The sequence below is a fragment of the Halomonas sp. R57-5 genome, from assembly GCF_900070345.1.
Lineage (GTDB): Bacteria > Pseudomonadota > Gammaproteobacteria > Pseudomonadales > Halomonadaceae > Vreelandella > Vreelandella ventosae_B.
In genome coordinates, this window is sequence record NZ_LN813019.1 from 1,338,799 (window position 1) to 1,358,626 (window position 19,828).

At 53.7% G+C, this 19,828-nt stretch carries 18 protein-coding genes; 10 read left to right on the forward strand and 8 right to left on the reverse strand.

What is annotated here, in order from left to right:
• Positions 1 to 60 precede the first annotated feature (60 nt).
• The 4 genes from HALO_RS06060 to HALO_RS06075 form a co-directional block, all read right to left on the reverse strand.
• Complete coding sequence (locus HALO_RS06060; RefSeq protein WP_050713181.1) at positions 61 to 1,326, reverse strand: DUF6638 family protein; 1,266 nt, start codon at positions 1,324 to 1,326, stop codon at positions 61 to 63.
• The gene (locus tag HALO_RS06065; RefSeq protein WP_050713182.1) at positions 1,323 to 3,269 is read right to left on the reverse strand and encodes an AAA family ATPase; all 1,947 of its coding nucleotides are present in this window, start codon (positions 3,267 to 3,269) and stop codon (positions 1,323 to 1,325) included. Before HALO_RS06065 ends, HALO_RS06060 begins: the two co-directional genes overlap by 4 nt.
• A 117-nt stretch (positions 3,270 to 3,386) precedes the next feature.
• Entirely contained in the window at positions 3,387 to 4,508 is a 1,122-nt protein-coding gene (locus HALO_RS06070; protein WP_035585193.1) for a hypothetical protein, read from the reverse strand.
• Positions 4,509 to 4,643: 135 nt separating this feature from the next.
• Positions 4,644 to 5,726, reverse strand: a complete 1,083-nt coding sequence (locus tag HALO_RS06075; RefSeq protein WP_035585192.1) for a hypothetical protein — start codon at positions 5,724 to 5,726, stop codon at positions 4,644 to 4,646.
• Positions 5,727 to 6,092: 366 nt separating this feature from the next.
• On the opposite strand from HALO_RS06075, the gene HALO_RS06080 reads away from it, so the two are divergent.
• The 8 genes from HALO_RS06080 to HALO_RS06115 all read left to right on the forward strand — a co-directional run bounded on the left by HALO_RS06080 (position 6,093) and on the right by HALO_RS06115 (position 13,575).
• A complete protein-coding gene (locus HALO_RS06080) occupies positions 6,093 to 7,589 on the forward strand; it encodes an NAD-dependent succinate-semialdehyde dehydrogenase (protein ID WP_050713183.1) in 1,497 nt (498 codons plus the stop codon).
• Positions 7,590 to 7,673: 84 nt separating this feature from the next.
• On the forward strand, positions 7,674 to 9,107 hold the full coding sequence (locus HALO_RS06085) for an aspartate aminotransferase family protein (protein ID WP_035585188.1): 1,434 nt from the start codon (positions 7,674 to 7,676) through the stop codon (positions 9,105 to 9,107).
• Between the two features lie 123 nt (positions 9,108 to 9,230).
• Positions 9,231 to 9,908, forward strand: coding sequence for a haloacid dehalogenase type II (locus tag HALO_RS06090; protein WP_035585186.1), 678 nt, complete (start codon positions 9,231 to 9,233; stop codon positions 9,906 to 9,908).
• Positions 9,909 to 9,969: 61 nt separating this feature from the next.
• Positions 9,970 to 10,317 carry a putative quinol monooxygenase gene (locus tag HALO_RS06095; RefSeq protein WP_022522330.1) on the forward strand — a complete coding sequence of 116 codons (348 nt, stop codon included), beginning with the start codon at positions 9,970 to 9,972 and terminating at the stop codon, positions 10,315 to 10,317.
• A gap of 17 nt (positions 10,318 to 10,334) precedes the next feature.
• Positions 10,335 to 10,802, forward strand: a complete 468-nt coding sequence (locus HALO_RS06100) for an S-ribosylhomocysteine lyase (RefSeq protein ID WP_035585184.1) — start codon at positions 10,335 to 10,337, stop codon at positions 10,800 to 10,802.
• Positions 10,803 to 10,948: 146 nt separating this feature from the next.
• Positions 10,949 to 11,560, forward strand: coding sequence for a LysE family translocator (locus tag HALO_RS06105; RefSeq protein ID WP_035585182.1), 612 nt, complete (start codon positions 10,949 to 10,951; stop codon positions 11,558 to 11,560).
• Positions 11,561 to 11,661: 101 nt separating this feature from the next.
• Positions 11,662 to 12,699, forward strand: a complete 1,038-nt coding sequence (locus tag HALO_RS06110; RefSeq protein WP_035585180.1) for a CNNM domain-containing protein — start codon at positions 11,662 to 11,664, stop codon at positions 12,697 to 12,699.
• A gap of 225 nt (positions 12,700 to 12,924) precedes the next feature.
• On the forward strand, positions 12,925 to 13,575 hold the full coding sequence (locus HALO_RS06115) for a peroxiredoxin (RefSeq protein ID WP_035585178.1): 651 nt from the start codon (positions 12,925 to 12,927) through the stop codon (positions 13,573 to 13,575).
• 57 nt (positions 13,576 to 13,632) lie between these two features.
• Here the strand turns inward: HALO_RS06115 and HALO_RS06120 are convergent, their stop codons facing one another.
• The 3 genes from HALO_RS06120 to HALO_RS06130 form a co-directional block, all read right to left on the reverse strand.
• Positions 13,633 to 14,901 carry a methyl-accepting chemotaxis protein gene (locus HALO_RS06120; protein WP_050713184.1) on the reverse strand — a complete coding sequence of 423 codons (1,269 nt, stop codon included), beginning with the start codon at positions 14,899 to 14,901 and terminating at the stop codon, positions 13,633 to 13,635.
• Between the two features lie 417 nt (positions 14,902 to 15,318).
• On the reverse strand, positions 15,319 to 15,522 hold the full coding sequence (locus tag HALO_RS06125) for a zf-HC2 domain-containing protein (RefSeq protein WP_035585174.1): 204 nt from the start codon (positions 15,520 to 15,522) through the stop codon (positions 15,319 to 15,321).
• A 17-nt stretch (positions 15,523 to 15,539) separates the two neighbouring features.
• Complete coding sequence (locus tag HALO_RS06130; RefSeq protein WP_035585172.1) at positions 15,540 to 16,109, reverse strand: sigma-70 family RNA polymerase sigma factor; 570 nt, start codon at positions 16,107 to 16,109, stop codon at positions 15,540 to 15,542.
• Positions 16,110 to 16,282: 173 nt separating this feature from the next.
• Here HALO_RS06130 and HALO_RS06135 point away from each other — a divergent pair, with 173 nt between their 5' ends.
• A complete protein-coding gene (locus HALO_RS06135; protein WP_035585728.1) occupies positions 16,283 to 17,059 on the forward strand; it encodes a ZIP family metal transporter in 777 nt (258 codons plus the stop codon).
• Between the two features lie 8 nt (positions 17,060 to 17,067).
• On the opposite strand, the gene HALO_RS06140 is transcribed toward HALO_RS06135, so the two are convergent.
• Positions 17,068 to 17,562, reverse strand: coding sequence for a MerR family transcriptional regulator (locus tag HALO_RS06140; RefSeq protein WP_035585170.1), 495 nt, complete (start codon positions 17,560 to 17,562; stop codon positions 17,068 to 17,070).
• A gap of 68 nt (positions 17,563 to 17,630) precedes the next feature.
• Here HALO_RS06140 and HALO_RS06145 point away from each other — a divergent pair, with 68 nt between their 5' ends.
• Positions 17,631 to 19,814 carry a heavy metal translocating P-type ATPase gene (locus HALO_RS06145; RefSeq protein WP_050713185.1) on the forward strand — a complete coding sequence of 728 codons (2,184 nt, stop codon included), beginning with the start codon at positions 17,631 to 17,633 and terminating at the stop codon, positions 19,812 to 19,814.
• The last annotated feature ends 14 nt before the right edge of the window (positions 19,815 to 19,828 follow it).

Sequence of the window (19,828 nt, forward strand, 5' to 3'; positions counted from 1 at the left end):
AGTCGCATAAAGGGAAACACCAAGTGTTCCTCCGCAGTGCTTGTAAACGACAACACAACATCATTCGTCTGCACCGAAAAGATAGGCACGTGCGCTGGCTTTATCAGGTGCATACTCGCGTGAGAGAAAGTCACAGCAGTAGGCTTGTTTCGCCTCAGGCCAAGTGCGGTATTGGCGGTAAAATTCGTTTTTATGGCAGATGAACAGCTGGCGGGTATCAAGAGGCGATAGCTCGGCTAGCAGCATATTGACGAGGTCTTTGTTCGCCGTGTTCGTAGCACGCATCAGGTAGAAGTAGCTGGGATGTTCCATCTCGATTCTGGGTTTGGCGCCGCGGGTTTCGGCCCACCGCATCATAGCCGCCAGGCCATCGTATTCATGGGGCAGCTCGCTTGCATAACGTGAGGCGCGGCGCCGCATATCTGTATACGAGAGGCCCGTTACGTCCATTCCCTTTTGCGTCAGGATTTCCGCCAGTATAAAGGTGATTTTTTGGCGCAGGATATCGACTTCCTGGGTATCTCGCCCTTTGATAATGGGCTCTGCAAGCCGATTATCTTGTAAAAACTCGCCAATCTTCTTGCGGTCATCCAGGCTAAGTATTTGCTTAACTGGGAATTTCCCTAACGGTTTTTCGGTGCTGGCGATTAAAGCCGAGCTATCGACATCTTGAAAGAGATAAAGGCCGCCGAAATGCGCCGTCCAGAAGTTCTTTTGCTCAAATGCAGCATGTTTCAGTCGCACTGGATTGCGTGAAATGTTGCCCGTGCGTTTGACCGTATCGACCATATCGTCAATCAGGTGATTATCGAACCAGCTGTCCTCTTCCTCCATAAAGCGGTCGATTAGGGACTCTAAGCGCTCAGCTTCTGCGATGGTACCCGTGGTCGTGTCGGCCTCAATGACGATGCGTCGGATATCAAATAGCCGTTCTGGCCTATCGACATCCAGCACAGAGTTTTCAAGCTCGCCTGCTACCGCGTCGGTTGCTGTTAGGGCAAAAAGCTGCTGCTCGTTAGTATCGATAAAACGCCGAAGTACTTCCCGATTGGTAGAGAACTTGGCGTTGAGTAGTGGGCAATACTTCTGCTCGGTTGAGAGCAGGATAAACTGCCGATTGACGCCGCCGTGATTCAAATAGTAGTGATCTTCTAGCTCATCACCGATCTCCGGCGAGTAGCCGGAGATGTCGATATGAAACTCTGTCAGCGCAGTGGTTCTCCCTGTGAGATGCTGCAACGCACGGCCATAACGCTCGACCAGCGCTTGCGAACTGACATGAAAGAGGTTACCAAACATCAGCCCCTTTTCGATCAAGCGTTTCATGTTTTCTGCTCCTCCAGGTAGCGCCGACGCGCAGCTTCCTGAAGTCCTAGGTCGCGAACCATGGTGTCAATGGCGGCAGCATCGGATTTGCCTGCATAGCGGAATTCGCTGTCGGCGKAACGGTTAATCTCCTGTAGCACCATATCTGTGGTAATAGGAACTCTCAGCTCGGCAATCATGTTGGATTTTGTATCGTAATCCTTAAACAGGAAAAGCTCCGGGTTCTCCATCCACTCGTCCGGGAGCTCGAAATCCATCGAACGCACCTTGACGGCATCGGTGATGTTCTTGATCGCGCGGCCGGTGAATCGCTCGTCGGCCTCCTGGATAGCTTTTAGATAAGTGCCGAGCTTGGCGATGGTATCCAACTCGCCAACTTGCGAATGTACGCGATCAAATACCGCCATCAGTGTCTCTTCCTGGGGGCGGCTATGGGCTTGAAAAGAGTTAGCCACTGCCTTCTGGATCTCCTGGGCAGCGTAAAGCGCGTGCTCGCCCAGGGGGATCTGGTGATCCTTACCTAGCAGAAGGTGAAGAACGTCGATGTAATCTTCGCGGGTTTGCGGGCCATCGACCAAAAAGCGCGCACCGGAACGTTGGCGCAAGGCGTCATCGACATTTTCGGGATAGTTAGAAAACATACCGAAGGTACAATTACCGCGCACGACCGTGTTAGCACCCGCAAAGGCGTCCATCAACACTGCAGTCACTTCCTGCTGACCCGCTGACGACTGACGGTCTCCACGTTTCCCTGCGATCTGGTCGATATCATCAACGGTGCCGAAACCAATAACACCTGGATCCATCAGATTGCTAATGAATGACTTAGCGTTTTGGCCGGATTTCCCCTGATAGCTGTCAATGTTGTCGATACCAAAGTTCTGGTAACGAAACGGATACCCGGCCACCTGGCAGTAGTCGTTGAGTAGCCCCGCCATCATTTGAATCAAGGTGGTTTTACCCGTCCCCGGTTTACCGTCACCCATGAAAGTGAAGATAAAACCACCCATCTCGGCGAAGGGGTTTAAACGTCGCTCAAAATCGTAAGCCATCAGCATTTTGGCGAGCCGTAGCGACTGGTATTTGGCGATATGGTTGCCCACCACCTCATGAGGCTTTTTGAAGGTCATGGTTAGCGTGGTGGATTTCGCTTTGGTGGCAGGCTCAAAGCCGCGCAGCGTCAGGTCATCGGCCTCTATACGCCAGACAGCGTCGCTAAATGGGGAGAGCCGAGGTGCACTTTGTGCACGCAGTGCGACTTTTTCCATGCACTGCTCGGCAAAGGCGCTGAGCGTTGCGGGCAGTTGGCTCTCATCGTTGGCATGCAGGGTAAGCTTTTGGTCGAGTTCCCAGAGCGTGCCGTTCAGGGCAAGGGGCGCATTGTCCGTCAGTAGCTCTGCTACCTCACCAACTTCGACGCTGGTCTCATTAGTATGAGGTGCCATCAGAAAGGCGGTGGCATTAGCAAAAACGTGCACGACCGTGAGGGCTTCACCTGCCAGTAGCTGGGTGAATTCAGTTTTACGTGCGGTGTCCAGGGTGCCTGCCAAATTCGCGCGCTTCAGTTCGCTCAGCCCGGATGAATCAGCGTAAGCTTCGCCCACCGCCAATGCGATAGCCAATGCCCGCCGTAGTTGGTGCAGCGCTGTGGCTTGGAGCGGCGAAACAAACGGATCGTCTGTTTCGAGCCCCTCAATGCGCGCGCGTATATGAACGCCTTCGGGGCGTGCGGTGGAGCGGGTCACCAAGCCGGGTGTGGTAGTGCGCAGACGGCGAGTTTGGCCGATACCGGGTGAGCGTTCTGGCGCTGCTGTTTGTTCCGAGGCCTGGGGTTTGGCCAAGCGCGGCGTATGGTCGATTCCTTCAAGCATCGTGGTGGCAGTGCCGTAATGCTTGCGAATATCCTCTTCTCGAAGTTCCATCTGGTCGCTGGTAAAACTCATGATATCCTCGGTTATAGGGCTATCCTGCCCTAATCACATGGCTCCAATACCGTTAGCGCTCAACATGGCTGCATATAGCAGCGAACACTTAGGCCGGTACTTCTATTTTGCTGCCGCTTAATAACTCAACACTTGCCCTTTGGGACTAACCACGAACTTGCGCACATCGAGAAAGCCAGGGGGATCAAGCTCGGCAAGCACCTGAAAAGGGTGTTGTGGCAATATAATGGCGCGCTCTGTATGCGTGGCGCCGGTATCTACCCCTCGGCTGCCGAAGGGATCAAGGGCAAACACTTCACGCTCTACTTTACTAAACCAGCCGGCACGCTCTTCGCGTACTTGCTCGCTGTTTAATTCTTCTAACGTCCAGGCTAAGGCCCAATCCTGGCCCTCCTGGGAGGCAGCCTGCTCAAGCACTTGATGCAGTGGCCCAGACTGTTCGGTATACGCCGATGAGTACATCGGGCCTAGGTGGTAGCGGCTCAGCTGTTTGGGATGAAGGTCACTGAAATCCTTATCGAAGCCCTGTGCGATGGTCAGTAGCTTCAACCCCACTAGAGATTGCGACATAAGATGTGACTGTACCTGGGGCCAACGGCTTTGATCCTGGGGCAGGGGCGTCTTGCCACTATCTTCCAGCTCTACCAGGTAGATAACGGGCAGGTTGACTTGAGTGTCGTACACCGCCCAATGAATAAGAAATTGGCGGCGGCCATTGTCACTGGTGCCCTGCGAGATAAGGCTTGGATCATTACGTGCCCAAAACAGGCCACCTTGCGTCAGCGTTTCGTAATATAGACGTTGCGATAGGGCAAACTGCAGCTTGGTAGGCGTTTGTCGTTCAGTAAGAATGGTGTGAAGCATCTGCTTTTTTAAGGATTTCACAGAAGGCAGATTGTCCAGATGAAGCGCTGCTTGCTGAACGTCATTGCCCATGGTCAAAAGTTCGGATGCCACCGGAAAGCCACTGTCCCGCTTGTCCATCGTCAGGCTGTCCATCGGAGGACCTTGCTCATTGCCGACGAGAAGATACTTCATACTCAATGCCTTGAACGTACGGTTCAGTCTAATCAGATAGTCCGTCAATATCTTGGCATTGGTTTTGGTAAGCTTTCCTTCTGCCTGCAGTGTGACCGCAGTTCTAGCGAGGTAATGGATAATATGCTCGAACTTGCGAAAATAACGACGCGAGGCAAACGGGTCTGCCAAGTCAGTATGATCGCGGCTAAGCTCTGTCATTGGTTTCCCTCTCGAGAACAGGCCTGTTCTCGATGATGCTTTCGTTGGCTACGAGCACCAATCGACACATTGGGCGAGTGTGCTCACCCAATGCTGATTGATCACTATCTTCGTTAATTTGTGCAGAGGCGTAGCTTAGCCCCCGTACAAGTTCTTATCGTGCTTCTCAACGATGGCGGAGAACCGGCGGGCAAAACGGTCATCGGCTTTGGCTTTTTTCTCAATAATATCGCGGGCAAAAACCATGCTGTCTTCATGCGCTTCCATCATGTCGGCCATGCGCTGATTGGTAGCCGCACCAATGCCAGCCATGGCTGTTTGCGCTTCTTTGTCGGTTTCAACGCCGATTTCGTTGATGCGGTGAGCGACTTCTTGTTGCTGGGCTGTTTTGAGTGACTTCGTCAGGGCATCGTAAAGAACAACGCGCTGCTGGGTATCCGTCTGAAGTTTATTGATTAGCACCATTTGGGTAGCCGCTTGGTTCTGCAAACTATCTACCCAGGTTTTGCCCTTTTCGACATAGCGCTCAAGCGTCTGAGATTTGGCGATTTTGACCTGCTCTTGCTGTACCAGCGCATTATATTTTTCGTTCAGATTGGCCAATTCAGTTTCAAGCTGGGTTCGCGCTGTAGCATCTTGCTCTACAGAAATTTTGTTTTCCAGCTCAACGATTACTGGATCAAGTTCCAGTAACTCAGCGCGTGCGGCTTCAAGTTCTTGTACCGTTGCCTCGCGGTCGTCAAGAGTGGAAGTGAGGTTTTGTTGAACTTTTTCTTGCTGCTCTTGTAGTGTTTCTAGCTGGTCTTTTAATAGGCTGACAATAATGTCTGATTTTGAAATCAGGTCTTGCAGCTTATCGTCGATATTCGCTCCGCGAATACGCTCCTGACGTAATGACTCAGATTTTCCTTTACTGAAAAAACCGACAAAGTTCTCCCAGCCTGACTTAGAACGCATACCGTCAAAATCTTTCGAAAATGCCGCGGTGGTATCGTCCAAACCCATGATAAGTTCAGCGATATTGGCATTCATCAGATCAGCGTGAGCTTGCACGTCATCAAGCGTGGCATTCTCGATATCCAATCCCTGATCTTCACCAGCCTCAATTTTTTCTCGCGCAGTTTCCATCTGCGATGTAATCGATGAGATCTTGGCTTTAGATTCCTTAACAGTATCTTGCGAGTCCTGAATCATTTTTTCGAATTGAGATGTGCTCATGATTTCATCCTTAATGAAGTATGGTGAAGATCCTTATAAGAAGGGCTTTATAGGTGATTTTAGTTTCACATGTCAATGTTATAAGGCGTAAAGGAGCAATGGAATCTGGGCAATTAGTTGCCTGGCAATGAAGCAATAAGCCCACATTCATAATCATAAAGGCGGCGAGTAACGGCAGAAAAAAAGACGGTTTATACTTGGTTTACAAAAAAAAATGCAATTTTACGCAATCTTTTCAAAAACACTTCGTGGCCACTCTCCGTTAACCTGGGAGCATTCGACGGCAAGGCTAATGAGCGCTTGCTGACAATGCACGCAGCTATTGCAGCGCTCGGTTAGCCAGACTGCATTTGAGGAGAGGTTCCCATGACCACACTATCGGCCACGCTCGCAAAGCGCTTGGAAGATCCGCGCCTGTTCCGGCAGTACGCCTACGTGAACGGCAAGTGGACCCACGGGGAAGGCGGTCGCGAAGAAGCCGTTTACGATCCCGCTACTAATGAAGCCATTGGCCATATCCCACTCTTGGAAGCCGAGCAAATTACCGCTGCGGTGGATGCGGCTGAAGTCGCTTTTGTTCAGTGGCGCGCCCTGCGCGTTGATGAGCGCTGCGAGCGTTTGCTGGCGKGGTACGACCTGATACAAGCCAACCGTGAAGACCTCGCCACTATCATGACGCTGGAGCAGGGCAAGCCGTTGCCCGATGCCCGTGGTGAAGTTGAGTATGGTGCCAGCTTTGTGCGCTGGTTTGCCGAAGAGAGCAAGCGCACCTATGGCGAGACTATCCCTAGCCATATCCCGAACGCATCGCTGGGCACTATTAAAGAGCCGGTGGGCATCGCGGCAATGATTACGCCTTGGAACTTCCCGTTGGCGATGATCACCCGTAAAGCCGCAGCAGCGTTGGCGGCGGGCTGCCCGGTGATCGTCAAACCTGCCAATGAAACGCCTTACTCGGCGTTGGCGCTGGCAGAACTTGCCGAACGCGCAGGTATTCCACCGGGCATTTTTAATGTGGTGCTGGGTGACCCGGCGGAGGTCTCGAAAATTCTCTGCGCTGAGCCGCGCATTCGGGCGCTGTCATTCACCGGCTCCACACGCGTTGGCCGCATTCTGATCGAGCAGAGCGCGCATACCATCAAGCGTCTGTCTTTGGAGCTGGGTGGCAACGCGCCGTTTATTGTCGGGCCGGATATGGATCCCAAAGAGGCTGCCTACGCGGCCGTCGACGCCAAGTTTCAAACCGCGGGGCAGGATTGTCTGGCAGCCAACCGCATCCTGGTACACGAATCCATTCACGATGAATTCGTTGCGCAGTTCACCGAGCGTATGGCCGCGCTCACCGTGGGCAACGGCTTGCAGGGAGAGATCGATCTTGGCCCGCTGATTCACCGCCAAGCAGTAGAGAAAGCCGCAGCGATTGTCGATGACGCCATTTCTAAAGGCGCCACCATGGTCGGCGGCGATCAAAGCCAAGCGCCCGGTGAGAACTTCTTTATGCCGGTGATGCTGACCGGCGTAACGCCTCAGATGAAAGTGTGGCGGGAAGAGAACTTCGCGCCTGTGGCCGGTATCACTGCTTACAGCACCGACGACGAAGTCATCGAAATGGCCAACGACACCGAGTACGGTCTGGCCGCGTATATCTACACCCACGATATTCGCCGTATCTGGAAGCTAATGCGCGCACTCGAGTACGGCATGGTCAGCGTCAACTCAGTGAAGATGACCGGCCCGCCGGTGCCTTTCGGCGGCGTGAAGCAGTCCGGTCTTGGCCGGGAAGGCGGCGCCACGGGTATCGATGAGTACCTGGAAACGAAATACTACTGCCTGGGCGCGCTGGGTTCCGTCTCTGGCAGCTAGCGGCGCTTTGCTACCTCGCCGTAAGCAACCATTTAACATGCCCTCCCCAAACATTGGGGAGGTTTACCGTACAGAGAGAACACTATGAGCTTGCATCAGGATTTGATCGAACGCGACCGTAAAGTCACTTTCCACGCCTCTACCCACTTGCGTGATTTCGCCCATGGCGATGCGCCGGGCCGGGTGATTACCGGCGGTAAAGGCATAAACATCGTGGATAAAGATGGCCGTGAGTTTATCGACGGCTTCGCCGGGCTTTACTGCGTCAACATAGGCTACGGGCGCACCGAAGTCGCCGAGGCGATCTATAAGCAGGCACTTGAGCTCTCTTACTACCACACCTACGTAGGTCACTCCAACGAGCCGCAGATCGAGCTTTCCGAGCGTATTCTGAAAATCGCCGGTATGAATATGTCCAAGGTCTACTACGGCATGTCCGGCTCAGATGCCAACGAAACCCAACTCAAGATTGTGCGTTACTACAACAACGTGCTGGGGCGCCCGCAGAAGAAAAAGGTTATCTCACGTATGCGCGGCTATCACGGTTCCGGTATCGCCTCGGGCTCGTTGACCGGCCTGAAAGCGTTCCATGACCATTTCGATCTGCCGATTGACACTATTCGCCATACCGAAGCGCCGCACTACTACCTGCGTGCCGCCGAACAGCACGGTATGACCGAACTCGAGTTCTCCGCCTACTGCGCCGAGAAGCTGGAAGCCATGATTCTGGAAGAGGGCCCGGATACCGTAGCCGCCTTTATCGGTGAGCCGGTATTAGGTACCGGCGGTATCGTACCGCCGCCGGAGGGKTACTGGGATGCCATTCAAAGCGTGCTGGCGAAGTACGATGTGCTGCTGATCGCCGATGAAGTGGTCTGTGGCTTTGGCCGTACCGGCTCCGATTTTGGCAGCCATCATTACAATATGAAGCCTGATTTGGTCACCATCGCCAAAGGCCTCACCAGTGCCTATCAGCCGCTTTCTGGGGTGATCGTGGGTGAGAAAGTGTGGCAGGTGCTTGAGCAGGGCACCGGTGAGTACGGCCCTATCGGTCACGGTTGGACCTATTCAGGCCACGCGCTGGGCTGTGCAGCGGGGCTTGCCAACCTGGATATTATTGAGCGAGAAAACCTGGTGGGCAACGCGGCAGAAACCGGCGGCTACTTCCAGCAGCAGCTAAAAGCTAACTTTGAAGGCCATCCGCTGCTGGGCGACGTACGCGGCGTTGGCTTAATGGCTGCACTGGAGTTCTCTCCGGATGCCAAACAACGCCTGCACTTCGACCCCGCCCTCAAAGTGGGCCCTCGCGTGGCGGCGGCTGCCATGGAAGAGAACCTGATTGCCCGCGCTATGCCCCAAGGCGATATCCTCGGCTTCGCACCGCCGCTGACCATTAATCGTGGTGAAGTGGACGAAATGATTGGCCGCGCCAAGCGCGCCATTGATCGGGTAACCGATGAGCTCGTGCGTTCCGGCGATCTAAAAACCGGCCAGCAAGAGGCAGCATTTACTGTTTAATCGGAGCTTGTAGCCTTATGAGCGCCGCTGCCTATGCAGCGGCGTTTCTGTTTTTGAAGGGGGCGGCTATGCTTAATAGCATTATGCGTTATAAGCCATTTGATAGTTAAGGAGTAACCACCGATGCAACCGGTATTAGCTTTCGATGTATACGGCACGCTAATTGATACCCAGGGCGTTACGGTTGAGCTGGAGCGGCGCCTAACGGATGCTTCCAAAGCAGTTGAATTCGCCCGCCGCTGGCGTGATAAACAGCTCGAGTACAGCTTTCGCCACGGTCTGATGGGCGCTTACGTGCCGTTTTCGGAGTGTACCCGCGAAGCGCTGGTGTTTATCGACCGCGCACTGCAAACCGGTCTTTCGGATAATGACCACGATCACCTGATGGCGGTATACGGTGAGTTGCCCGCTTTTGACGATGTAGTACCTGCACTTGATCAGCTTCGCGATGCAGGCATACGCTGCGTGGCGTTTTCGAACGGCACTACAGAAGCCGTGTCAACGTTGTTAACTCGCGCAGGTGTTGAGAGCCATATGGACGATGTGATTAGCGCCGATGAGGTGAAGCGCTTTAAGCCTGACCCGGCGGTGTACGCGCATCTGCGTAGCCGCTTAGAGACGCGCCCCGAGCATACTTGGCTAGTTTCCAGTAACCCCTTTGATGTGATTGGTGCCACCCATGCAGGCCTGCGTAGTGCGTGGATACGGCGCAGCTCTGACGCACCTTTCGACCCTTGGGGTGTCGAACCCGATATGACGGTGACCGATCTAGAAGCATTGGCGGAACGCATAATCCGCTAGGTTGTTAACCTGCGTCGAGAAGCCGCATAATGATGCACGCTTAACGACTTAGGAGATGACCATGTCAGAAAAAATTTACTGTGTTGCTGGTTTTAAGCCCAAACCAGGTAAGGAAGAAGCGGTGTTTAAAGCGCTTCAGTCGTTAGAGCCGAACACCCATCGGGAAGACGCGTGCATTCACTACACCGTGACCCGGCAGATAGACAACCCTTTTGCTCAAGGCACCAGTTACCCGATTGTGTTTCATGAAATTTGGGCCAGCCGTGAAGAGTTTGAAGCCCACTGCCAGCGTAAAGAGATCCAAGACTTCTTTGCCAAGCACGTTGAGGCGCCGGATGGTGATATTGAAGATGCCAACGTGTGCGTTTACACCGACGAACCATGGAATTTTGACGCGCCCAAGGTATAAGCTTAAAAGGAGCTAACATGACCGATCAAAAGATGAACGTCGAGAGCTTTAACCTGGACCACACTAAGGTAAAAGCCCCGTATGTACGCCTAGCCGACATCAAAGAAGGCCAGAACGGTGATCGTATCCATAAGTACGACCTGCGCATCTGCCAGCCCAATAAAGATCATATGGATATGCCAGCGCTGCACTCCCTTGAGCACTTAATGGCTGAGCTGTCGCGCAATCACACCGATAAAGTGGTCGATATCAGCCCCATGGGCTGCCAAACCGGCTTCTACATCGCGATGATCAACCACGACGACTACGACGACGTGATTACGATCATCGAGCAAACTCTGAATGATGTGCTCGAAGCCACCGAAGTACCCGCCTGCAACGAACTGCAGTGCGGCTGGGCGGCCAGCCACAGCTTGGAAGGCGCTCAGGAACTGGCGCGTAACCTGCTCGCTAAGCGCAGCGAGTGGACAGAAGTGTTTGCTTAAACGTTATGTGGCAGCACCAATCTAGTCGACTTTACGCCTTCCTAAGGGGAGGCGTTTTTATTGTCCGTGCACTAACCAATGGTAAACGCAAAGCAACGGTGAGATGCTGGTACTTTGATCGCATTTTCCATGGGTGAGGCACGAATATGCTGTTGGACACTTGGCTTTTATACCTAATTGCCTGTATTGGCCTGTCGCTTTCGCCAGGGCCCAACGGCCTGTTGGCGCTGACCCACGGCGCAATGCATGGCAGCCGTAAAACCCTGTTTACTATCATCGGCGGCGCGACAGGATTTATGCTGATTATTGCCCTGTGCATGTTTGGGATTGGGGCGCTGCTTAAGTCGTCGGTGGTGTGGCTGACAGCGCTGAAATGGGTCGGGGGTGCCTATCTGATTTGGCTGGGTATCCAAGTGTGGCGCTCACCGCCGATTACCGGCGAGCTTCATTTGCAGGCAAGCCAAGCGAGCGGCTGGCAGCTTTATCGCCAAGGCGTATTGGCATCGATTACCAACCCCAAAGTACTGCTGTTCTTCAGTGCTTTTCTAGCTCAGTTTATCGATCCGCAACGCAGCCTAATGCTGCAATTTTTCCTGCTGGCAGGCACCTTTGTTGTTATCGAGTGCGTTGTAGAAGGTTTGCTCGCCAATATGGCTAATCGCATTCGTCACTGGTTAAAACGCGTAGGCCGCGGATTCAACCGCACCTGCGGCGGTATCTTCATCGCCATCGGCGCCGCGCTGCCATTAAGGGCTTAAACTCAGGCCTGCTCGGCTTTTTGCGACACGTTATAGATAACCATTGACTTCTGCCTATGATGCCCCTATAAGAGCACGATAATCCACCACCTTAGGCGCCCATGTTCCTTCTGATCTCGATTGCCACGCTTTCGATTGCACTCTCTTTTCTGTGTTCCATCCTTGAAGCAGCCCTCCTGTCAATTACGCCCAGCTATATTGCGAAGCTGAAAGAGGAGAAGCCCAAGTTACACGCCTCGCTGACCAAGCTCAAAACCAATATCGACCGGCCCTTAGCGGCTATTTTGACGCTTAATACGATTGCCCACACCGTGGGCGCGACAGCAGTGGGTGCTCAGGCGGCAATTGTATTTGGTGAATCGTCCATCGCTATTGTGTCGGCGGTGATGACGATGCTGATTTTGATCCTCTCAGAAATTATTCCGAAGACTATCGGCGCGACTTACTGGCGCGGTTTATCTCCGTTTCTGCCACGCTTGTTGAAACCGATGATTTTGGGTCTGCTGCCCTTTATCTGGATGTCGGAGCAGATTACCCGCCGACTAGGTAAGTCCGAGCACGACGTTGACCTGCGGGATGAAATTAAAGTGCTGGCCCGTGTCGGTCTGGAAGAGAACGTGCTGGATGCGGACGAGTCGCGCACTATTATCAATATGCTGAATCTGCACGATATCCTGGTTAGCAAAGCGATGACCCCGCGTACAGTGTGTGAAACCGTCCTACCGGACATGACCGTGAAAACGTTCGATGAACAGTATGGCAAAGCGCCGTTCACGCGTTTCCCGGTGATGGACAACGGTGAACAAGCTTTTGGTTATGTGCATAAAGCCGATATGTACCACGCCGACGATGCTAAAACGATGCGCGAGTTGATGCATCCGATCGGCAGCGTGGACGTCTCACATAACGTCGAGCAGGTCTTCACCTCTATGCTAAAAGACCACCTGCACATGCGGGTTGTCTACGACGAGCATGGCACCTTTGTGGGCTTGATTACGTTAGAAGACATTATTGAGACCATTCTGGGGCAGGATATTGTCGATGAGACCGACAATGTGGCCAATTTGCGCCACTATGCGAAACAGCAGTGGATCAAGCGGGTTAAGCGGGATAATAAAGACGCTAAAGTGAAAGAGTGATTGCCAGGCAAGGCTCATTGTTTGCTAGTCAAAAGCGGCGCCTTCGGGCGCCGTACTGCTTTTTACTGGCGGTTATATCCAGGCGCTTACGCGACTGGACTACGTTTGGCTCAGCGAGTGAACGTTGTCATGCAACTCGCTGTCTTAGCGCTAAATGATCTATAGTGAAGGTGCTGTAAGTCAAATAAGCTATTAAGGCGCCTAACGCCCATTAAGGAGGAAAGCATGTCATTACGTATTAATGCAGTTGTACCTGATTTTGAAGCGGAAACGAGCCAAGGGCCGATTCGTTTTCATGACTGGATTGGCGACAGCTGGGCGATCCTGTTTTCACATCCTAAAGACTTTACCCCGGTTTGCACGACGGAATTTGGCGCCGTTGCGCAGCTGAGTGCCGAGTGGAAAAAACGCGGTACCAAGGTGATTGGTGTTTCTGTAGATGGGGTAGAAGAGCACAAACGCTGGGGTGATGACATTAAAACCGTCAGCGGCAGCGAGGTCGACTTTCCGATCATCGCCGATAACGGGCTCACGGTATCAAAGCTCTATGACATGTTGCCAGAAGATGCTTATCTGCCCGATGGCCGGACGCCAGCCGATAGCGCAACGGTGCGCTCGGTATTTATTATTGGGCCGGATAAGCAGCTGAAGCTATCCATGACCTACCCAATGACCGTAGGGCGTAACTTTGCGGAAATCCTACGTGCCCTGGATGCGCTGCAAACCACAACACAACACGGTGTTGCCACCCCGGCGGATTGGACGATAGGTCAGGATGTGATTATTCCGCCAAGCGTGTCTGACGCGGACGCCAAGCAGAAGTATGGCGAATACGAAACAGTTTTGCCTTACCTGCGTAAGACGCCACTGCGTTAACCAAGAGTGGTGTAAACGTGAAAGCCAGCGCCTATGCGCTGGCTTTTACATGGGGCATTACGCGGACTCTAGCGCAAGCTGTTCAATAGACGTTGAAACACTGCGCGCCCCGGTGAGTATCTCATTGACGATAATCTCAATTTCGCTCACGCTGGTTTGGCTCGATTTGCCTTGCTCTACTACCTGCTGCATGGCCTGAGTAGTGCGTTCCACCAAGGCGCTGTTCTCTTTTAGCACCCGGGTAATATCCTCCACCGCTTCGCTAGACCCTTTGGCCAAACGGCGCACTTCATTAGCTACTACCGCAAAACCGCGACCCTGTTCGCCCGCGCGCGCAGCTTCCACGGCGGCGTTAAGCGATAGTAGGTTGGTTTGATTGGCGATACGCGCAATCGACTCGGTAATGCTATTGATACTCTGTGCCTGCTTGTTAAGCGCGGCAATGAGCTGCTGTGCTTCTGCCAAGGTTAGCGCCGCTTGCTCAGAATCACGTACAACGCGCTGCAGGTGGCTAAGCCCATTTTGGGCGATCTGCTCCGTTTGAGAAGAGGTGCTTTGCGCGGCGGTAACGGCTCGTGTGGCGGATKCCGCTGCTTGAACGGAGCGGGTGATATCGGTGGCAAACTTGACCACTTTTACGACGTTGCCATGGCCATCTTGAATCGGGTTGTAAGTTGCCTCTAGCCAAACGCTGGTGCCGCGAGAATCCAAGCGCTCAAACTTCCCTTGCATGTATTCGCCCTGAGCAAGCCGTTCCCAGAAACGCGGGTTAGCTTGTGAGAAGTTGGCGGGACAAAACATCCGGTGATGTGCCCCTACAAGCTCTTCATTGCGGTATCCCATTGCCTGCTCAAAGTTGGTGTTGGCATTGAGGATCTCACCGCTGGGGGTAAATTCAATTACCGCCATGGAGCTATTTAACGCGTCTAACACAGCGTTTTTGCGCTCCGCCTCTTGGTGGGCAGCCGTGATGTCATTGGCAATTTTGAGTACCTCGACAACCTTACCCCGCCGGTTACTGATCGGTAAGTAGTTGGCCTCTAACCAAATTTCTTCGCCCTGGGCATTAGCACGCCGAAAGCGTCCTTGCTGGCTATGCCCTGCGGCCAGTGCTTGCCAAAACGCTCGGTACTCATGGCTATTGCTTTCTTCAGGAAAGCAGAAGACCCGGTGGTGTTGCCCCTTCACTTGGTCAAGGGTGTAACCGACGGCGGTTAGGAATTGCTCACTTGCCTTCTTAATAACCCCTTCAGGTGTAAAAGAGATGCAAGCGGTATGTTGGTACAGTGCGTTGTGTAAACCATTAGAAGCGAGAATTGTGAGCATTGCTAATCCTGTCAGCGGGGCTATGTAAGTCTTGTGTACAAGGTTAGAGCAGTCCCGGTCTATAAGCATCAGTTTGTGTCTATATGACACAAAATGTTGCATTCGTGAGAGTGTTTAGTGTCTTTGAGTATTAATTTCATATGATAATCAGTTTATTTAGCCAATCTTCAGGGGAAGATGGCCGTAGATGGCGGAAACTGCAGGGCTTCTAGATAGAGCAAGTTGAAAAAACATTAGGGTTAACTCTATATTCATATTTTTAATGTACAGTATTTGTATAATTATGATTATAGAGCTAATGCTAAGAAAAGCTACCTCTTTGTATAGGTTTTGTGCAATAATTTTTAGGCGTACAAAATACACCGCTCATGGGCAAGCAGAAGAGGAGGGAGTGGATTGGCAGCGCCTAACCGCCGGCTAGTCGTCTTGGGTGTGACGCGTATTAAGCAGAGAGGCGGGGTGATGCTTTCCAGCTTGGTGCATCAGGTCGAATTGGCGGGCGCAGGTGCGGCAGGCTCGGCACATCGACAGATGAATACGCAAAGCCATTTTTTCACGTAACGATAGTGTTTTATCCTGTTTTAAGGACATCAATCCCGTGGCTTCGCGGCACATAAGCATATCAGGCTCCTTTTCAGCTAATTTAACCAACCATGATCCAAGCACTCTCTTAGCCGTAAACGCGCACGGTGTAAGATGACCCAGCAGTTAGTTTCAGTAATGCCGGTTTCCTTACAGATATCGGAGGTGGAAAGCCCCATGAGTTCTCGCAGGGTAAATACCCGTGCGATGTTTTCCGGCAAGGCGATCAAACAGGCATCAAATACCTGCCAAAAACGCTGGTTTTCCAACACCTGCTCCGGCTCGCCCCAGTGGCTAGGGCGGGCAGCGCTCTGCCAGTGACCATCCTGCTGAAACAGACGATCAAGGGTGTCGTCATCTAAGTCCTGGTCTAACGGTTGCCACGTTCCTTGACGGCGCTGTTGACGGAGTTGATTTAGAATTTTGTATTTCAAAATGCCAAATACCCAGGTCTCGAACTCGGAGCGCCCTTCAAAGGAGGCGCTTTTCTCAAAGGCGGTGAGCAAGGTTTCCTGCACCGCATCTTCAGCGGCGGTGGCATCACGCAGCTGCAACCGCGCAAAAGCCACTAAACGTGGTCGTAGCTGGGTAAAGTGGGCGGCGGCTAAGGTGGCGGAAAAAGGCACGTGGTTCCCTTTATTAAGGTCTCCTGGGCGCACGTTTACATCGTGCTCATAAACATCATCATTATTTATTCATTCGTCATTAATGCGTTAAAGTACGTGTTGATACCACGTTAGACAACAACGTGTCGTTCTCTTTGATGCCTTTCCGTTTGCCAATCGAGTTTATGCTGTCCATGGAAAATACATTGTTACTGGGGTTTTTGGGCAGCTTAATTGCTGGATTGTTGACGGCGGTGGGTGCACTGCCGGTGCTGTTAGGCAAAACGCCTAGCCGTGGCTTTCGTGATTTAGCGTTAGGTTTTGCGGCGGGTGTGATGCTGGCAGCGTCATTTTTCTCGTTGATTATCCCCGCGCTGGACGCTGCAGAAATCTACTATGCCGGTGGCCCTGTTCCTGCCGGGATTGTTTGTGCGGCTATTTTGCTCGGTATGGGTGCCATCGCCCTGCTTAATGAGCACCTTCCCCATGAGCATTTTGCCCAAGGCCGTGAGGGGCCGGAAGCCGCTTCGCTGCGCCGGGTATGGCTGTTTGTATTTGCGATTACTATCCACAACCTGCCGGAAGGCATGGCGGTGGGTGTCGGCTTTGGTGCCAATGGCTTAGAGGGCGGCATGCCACTGGCTATCGGCATTGGCCTGCAGAACATGCCTGAAGGGCTCGCCGTCGCGGTCGCTTTGATGGGGGAGGGCTACTCAAAGTGGCGCTCCTGGTCGATTGCCGCCCTAACCGGCCTCATCGAACCCATCGGTGGCTTGTTTGGCGCCAGTATTGTTAGCGTTTCCCAAATACTGCTGCCTTGGGGGCTGGCGTTTGCCGCCGGTGCCATGCTGTATGTCATCAGCCATGAAATCATCCCCGAAACCCACCGCTGCGGCCACCAGAAAAAGGCTACCTTTGGCTTGGCGATGGGGCTGGTGATTATGCTGTTCTTAGATGTGTGGTTGGGGTAGCCCTAACCCTAACCTATTATTTCCGCGCCACCGTGCGGGCCCGACTGGTGGCACAGCCGGTGGTCGCTAAGCACGTCTATAATATGGCACTGGCCAACACTGCCCCCCGCACACTGATTGATCATGCGTTTAAGCTCATCGCGTACCGCGGTGAGTCGTGCCAGCCTCGCTTCAACCTCGGCAAGATGACGTTTTGCCAGCGTATCCACCTCCTGGCAAGGCATCGCTGGGTGATCGGCCATTTCCAGCAACTCTCTTACCGCCTCCACTGAAAAACCAAAATCCCGTGAATGGCGAATAAACGTCAATCGGCGGATGGCAGCCCTAGTGTAACGCCGCTGGTTTCCTTCATTGCGCGGCGCTGAAGGCAGTAGCCCAATGTGTTCGTAATAGCGCACTGTTTCTGGCTTGCAGCCGGACTCGCGTGCCAGTTCGCCGATGCCAATATAGCGCTCAGTCGTGGATGGCTCAGTAGTGGATAGTTCAGTGGTTTGATCTTTCATTGCTTGAACCTCTAGTGACTACAGGTATTACGCTGCTGCTAAGATAGACGAACTTGGAGCAAAGAGCGATGAATGACGCTACACCTGCTAATACCGAACAACCCACCCCACAAGCGACAACCCCGTCCACCACGCTGCGCGTGCAGGGTATGGACTGTGGTGGCTGCGAACGTAAAGTCGAATCAGCGCTAAAGCGCTTAAATCACGTTGACCAGGTCTCTGCGAGTTCGCTGGCGGGGTCGGTACAACTCACTCCACCGCCGGGGCAATCGTTGCCACGTGCGGAGATTGAGTCGACGATTACCGCCCTCGGCTACCAGGTAGTGAATGAGTCGGAGGATACGTTTGAGTCGAAAAAGGCGCCTTCTTGGTGGCAATCGCCAAAAGGGCGACTGGTGATAGTCAGTGGCGCATTGCTGGCGCTTGCCTGGGGGCTTAAATTTGCTTGGCCTGCGCTGGGCAGTTGGCCCTTTATCGCGGCGACGCTGGTGGGGCTAGTGCCGATTATTCAGCATGCCTGGCAAGCGCTCAAACTGGGCAACCCCTTCACCATTGAAATGCTGATGAGCATCGCCGCCGTGGGGGCGTTAGCAATCAACGCAGCCGCCGAAGCGGCGGTGGTGGTGTTTCTGTTTGCCGTGGGTGAGCTGCTGGAGGGCGTTGCCGCAGCCCAGGCCCGGCGCAGTATCTCGGCACTTTCAAAGCTGACGCCCTCCACCGCACAGCTATTGGAGCAGGGCGAAATTCGCGAAGTCGCTGCCGCCTCGCTCCAGCCTGGCCAACGTGTTCAGGTACGCCCCGGCGACCGACTGCCCTGCGATGGGCAAATTATGTCCGGAAACTCCTCGATCGACGAGTCGCCGGTCAATGGCGAGTCGGTGCCCCGGGAGCGTGGCGAAGGGGAAACGGTGTTTGCAGGCACCGTTAATCTGGAGGGCGTGCTTGAGGTGGAGGTAACCCGCAGCGCTGAAAATAACACCATCGCCCGGGTGATTAAGCTGGTGGAAGAGGCCCAAGCGGCGAAAGCGCCAGTGGCCCGCTTTATTGACCGCTTTGCGTTTTACTATATGCCTGCGGTGGTTGGGGTGGCGCTAATAGTCGCTATCGTTCCGCCGCTGGTATCGTCGATGCTGTGGTCAGAATCCATTTACCGAGCCTTAGCGCTGCTGCTGATTGCCTGCCCCTGCGCGCTGGTGATCTCGACGCCCGCTGCTATCGCTGCCGGGCTATCGGTGGGGGCTCGTAACGGTCTGTTGATGAAAGGCGGCGCTGTGTTAGAGCAGCTAGGCAAACTCAAGCGGGTTGCGCTGGATAAAACCGGCACGCTGACCGCGGGTAAGCCCACAGTGACAGATATAGAGAGCTTTGATGGCGTCAGTGACGATGAAATAGTGCGCCTTGCCGCCGCCCTGGAGCAGGGGTCAAGCCACCCCCTTGCCTTGGCGATTAGCGACTATTTTCAAAATAATAGCGGCCAGCAGTCAAAAGCTACGTTGCCTAAAGTAGACGCTGGCCGTGCGTTAGCGGGGCACGGCGTTGCCGGGCAGGTGGAAGGGCGTGAATTACTGCTAGTGAGTCCGCGCTACTTACAAACGCTCACCCAGGGTAGCAGCAAGCTAAACGCCAGTATTACTGCGCTGGAAACTCAGGGTAAAAGCCTTGCAGTTCTGTTAGAAAACGAACGGCCTATCGGGCTAATCGCCTTGCGGGATGAGCCCCGTGAAGATGCTCGCAAGGGGCTTCAAGCGCTAGAGCGCCTGGGGGTACAGGCTGTGATGCTCAGCGGAGATAATGCCCGCACCGTGGCCGCCATTGGTGAGCAGTTGGGCATTGAGGCCGAAGGCGCACTGATGCCCGAAGATAAAGCCCAGCGCGTGCGTGAATGGCAGGCGCAAGGGCTGGGGCCCATCGGCAAAGTAGGCGATGGGATTAACGATGCGCCGGCGCTTGCGGCTGCAGAGGTGGGTATTGCCATGGGCAGCGGCACGGATGKGGCGCTTGAAACCGCCGATGCTGCGCTGCTTAAAAACCGCGTGGGTGGGATAGCCGAAATGATCGCGCTCTCCCGGGCCACCATGCGCAATGTAAAAACCAACGTGGCGCTGGCGCTGGGTTTTAAAGCGCTGTTTTTGATTTCGACAGTGCTGGGGGTTACCGGGATGTGGGTCGCGGTGATGGCGGACACTGGGGCGACCGTGCTGGTCACCCTCAATGCGCTGCACTTATTGCGCTACCGCTTTAATGACGTGTAAGACGAACCAACCCG

Excerpts from the sequence above, each read along its gene's own strand:
- HALO_RS06060 (WP_050713181.1), bottom strand. The coding sequence starts at position 1,326 with ATGAAACGCTTGATCGAAAAGGGGCTGATGTTTGGTAACCTCTTTCAT.
- HALO_RS06070 (WP_035585193.1), bottom strand. The coding sequence starts at position 4,508 with ATGACAGAGCTTAGCCGCGATCATACTGACTTGGCAGACCCGTTTGCC.
- HALO_RS06075 (WP_035585192.1), bottom strand. The coding sequence starts at position 5,726 with ATGAGCACATCTCAATTCGAAAAAATGATTCAGGACTCGCAAGATACT.
- HALO_RS06090 (WP_035585186.1), top strand. The coding sequence starts at position 9,231 with ATGCAACCGGTATTAGCTTTCGATGTATACGGCACGCTAATTGATACC.
- HALO_RS06095 (WP_022522330.1), top strand. The coding sequence starts at position 9,970 with ATGTCAGAAAAAATTTACTGTGTTGCTGGTTTTAAGCCCAAACCAGGT.
- HALO_RS06100 (WP_035585184.1), top strand. The coding sequence starts at position 10,335 with ATGACCGATCAAAAGATGAACGTCGAGAGCTTTAACCTGGACCACACT.
- HALO_RS06105 (WP_035585182.1), top strand. The coding sequence starts at position 10,949 with ATGCTGTTGGACACTTGGCTTTTATACCTAATTGCCTGTATTGGCCTG.
- HALO_RS06110 (WP_035585180.1), top strand. The coding sequence starts at position 11,662 with ATGTTCCTTCTGATCTCGATTGCCACGCTTTCGATTGCACTCTCTTTT.
- HALO_RS06115 (WP_035585178.1), top strand. The coding sequence starts at position 12,925 with ATGTCATTACGTATTAATGCAGTTGTACCTGATTTTGAAGCGGAAACG.
- HALO_RS06125 (WP_035585174.1), bottom strand. The coding sequence starts at position 15,522 with ATGCTTATGTGCCGCGAAGCCACGGGATTGATGTCCTTAAAACAGGAT.
- HALO_RS06135 (WP_035585728.1), top strand. The coding sequence starts at position 16,283 with ATGGAAAATACATTGTTACTGGGGTTTTTGGGCAGCTTAATTGCTGGA.
- HALO_RS06140 (WP_035585170.1), bottom strand. The coding sequence starts at position 17,562 with ATGAAAGATCAAACCACTGAACTATCCACTACTGAGCCATCCACGACT.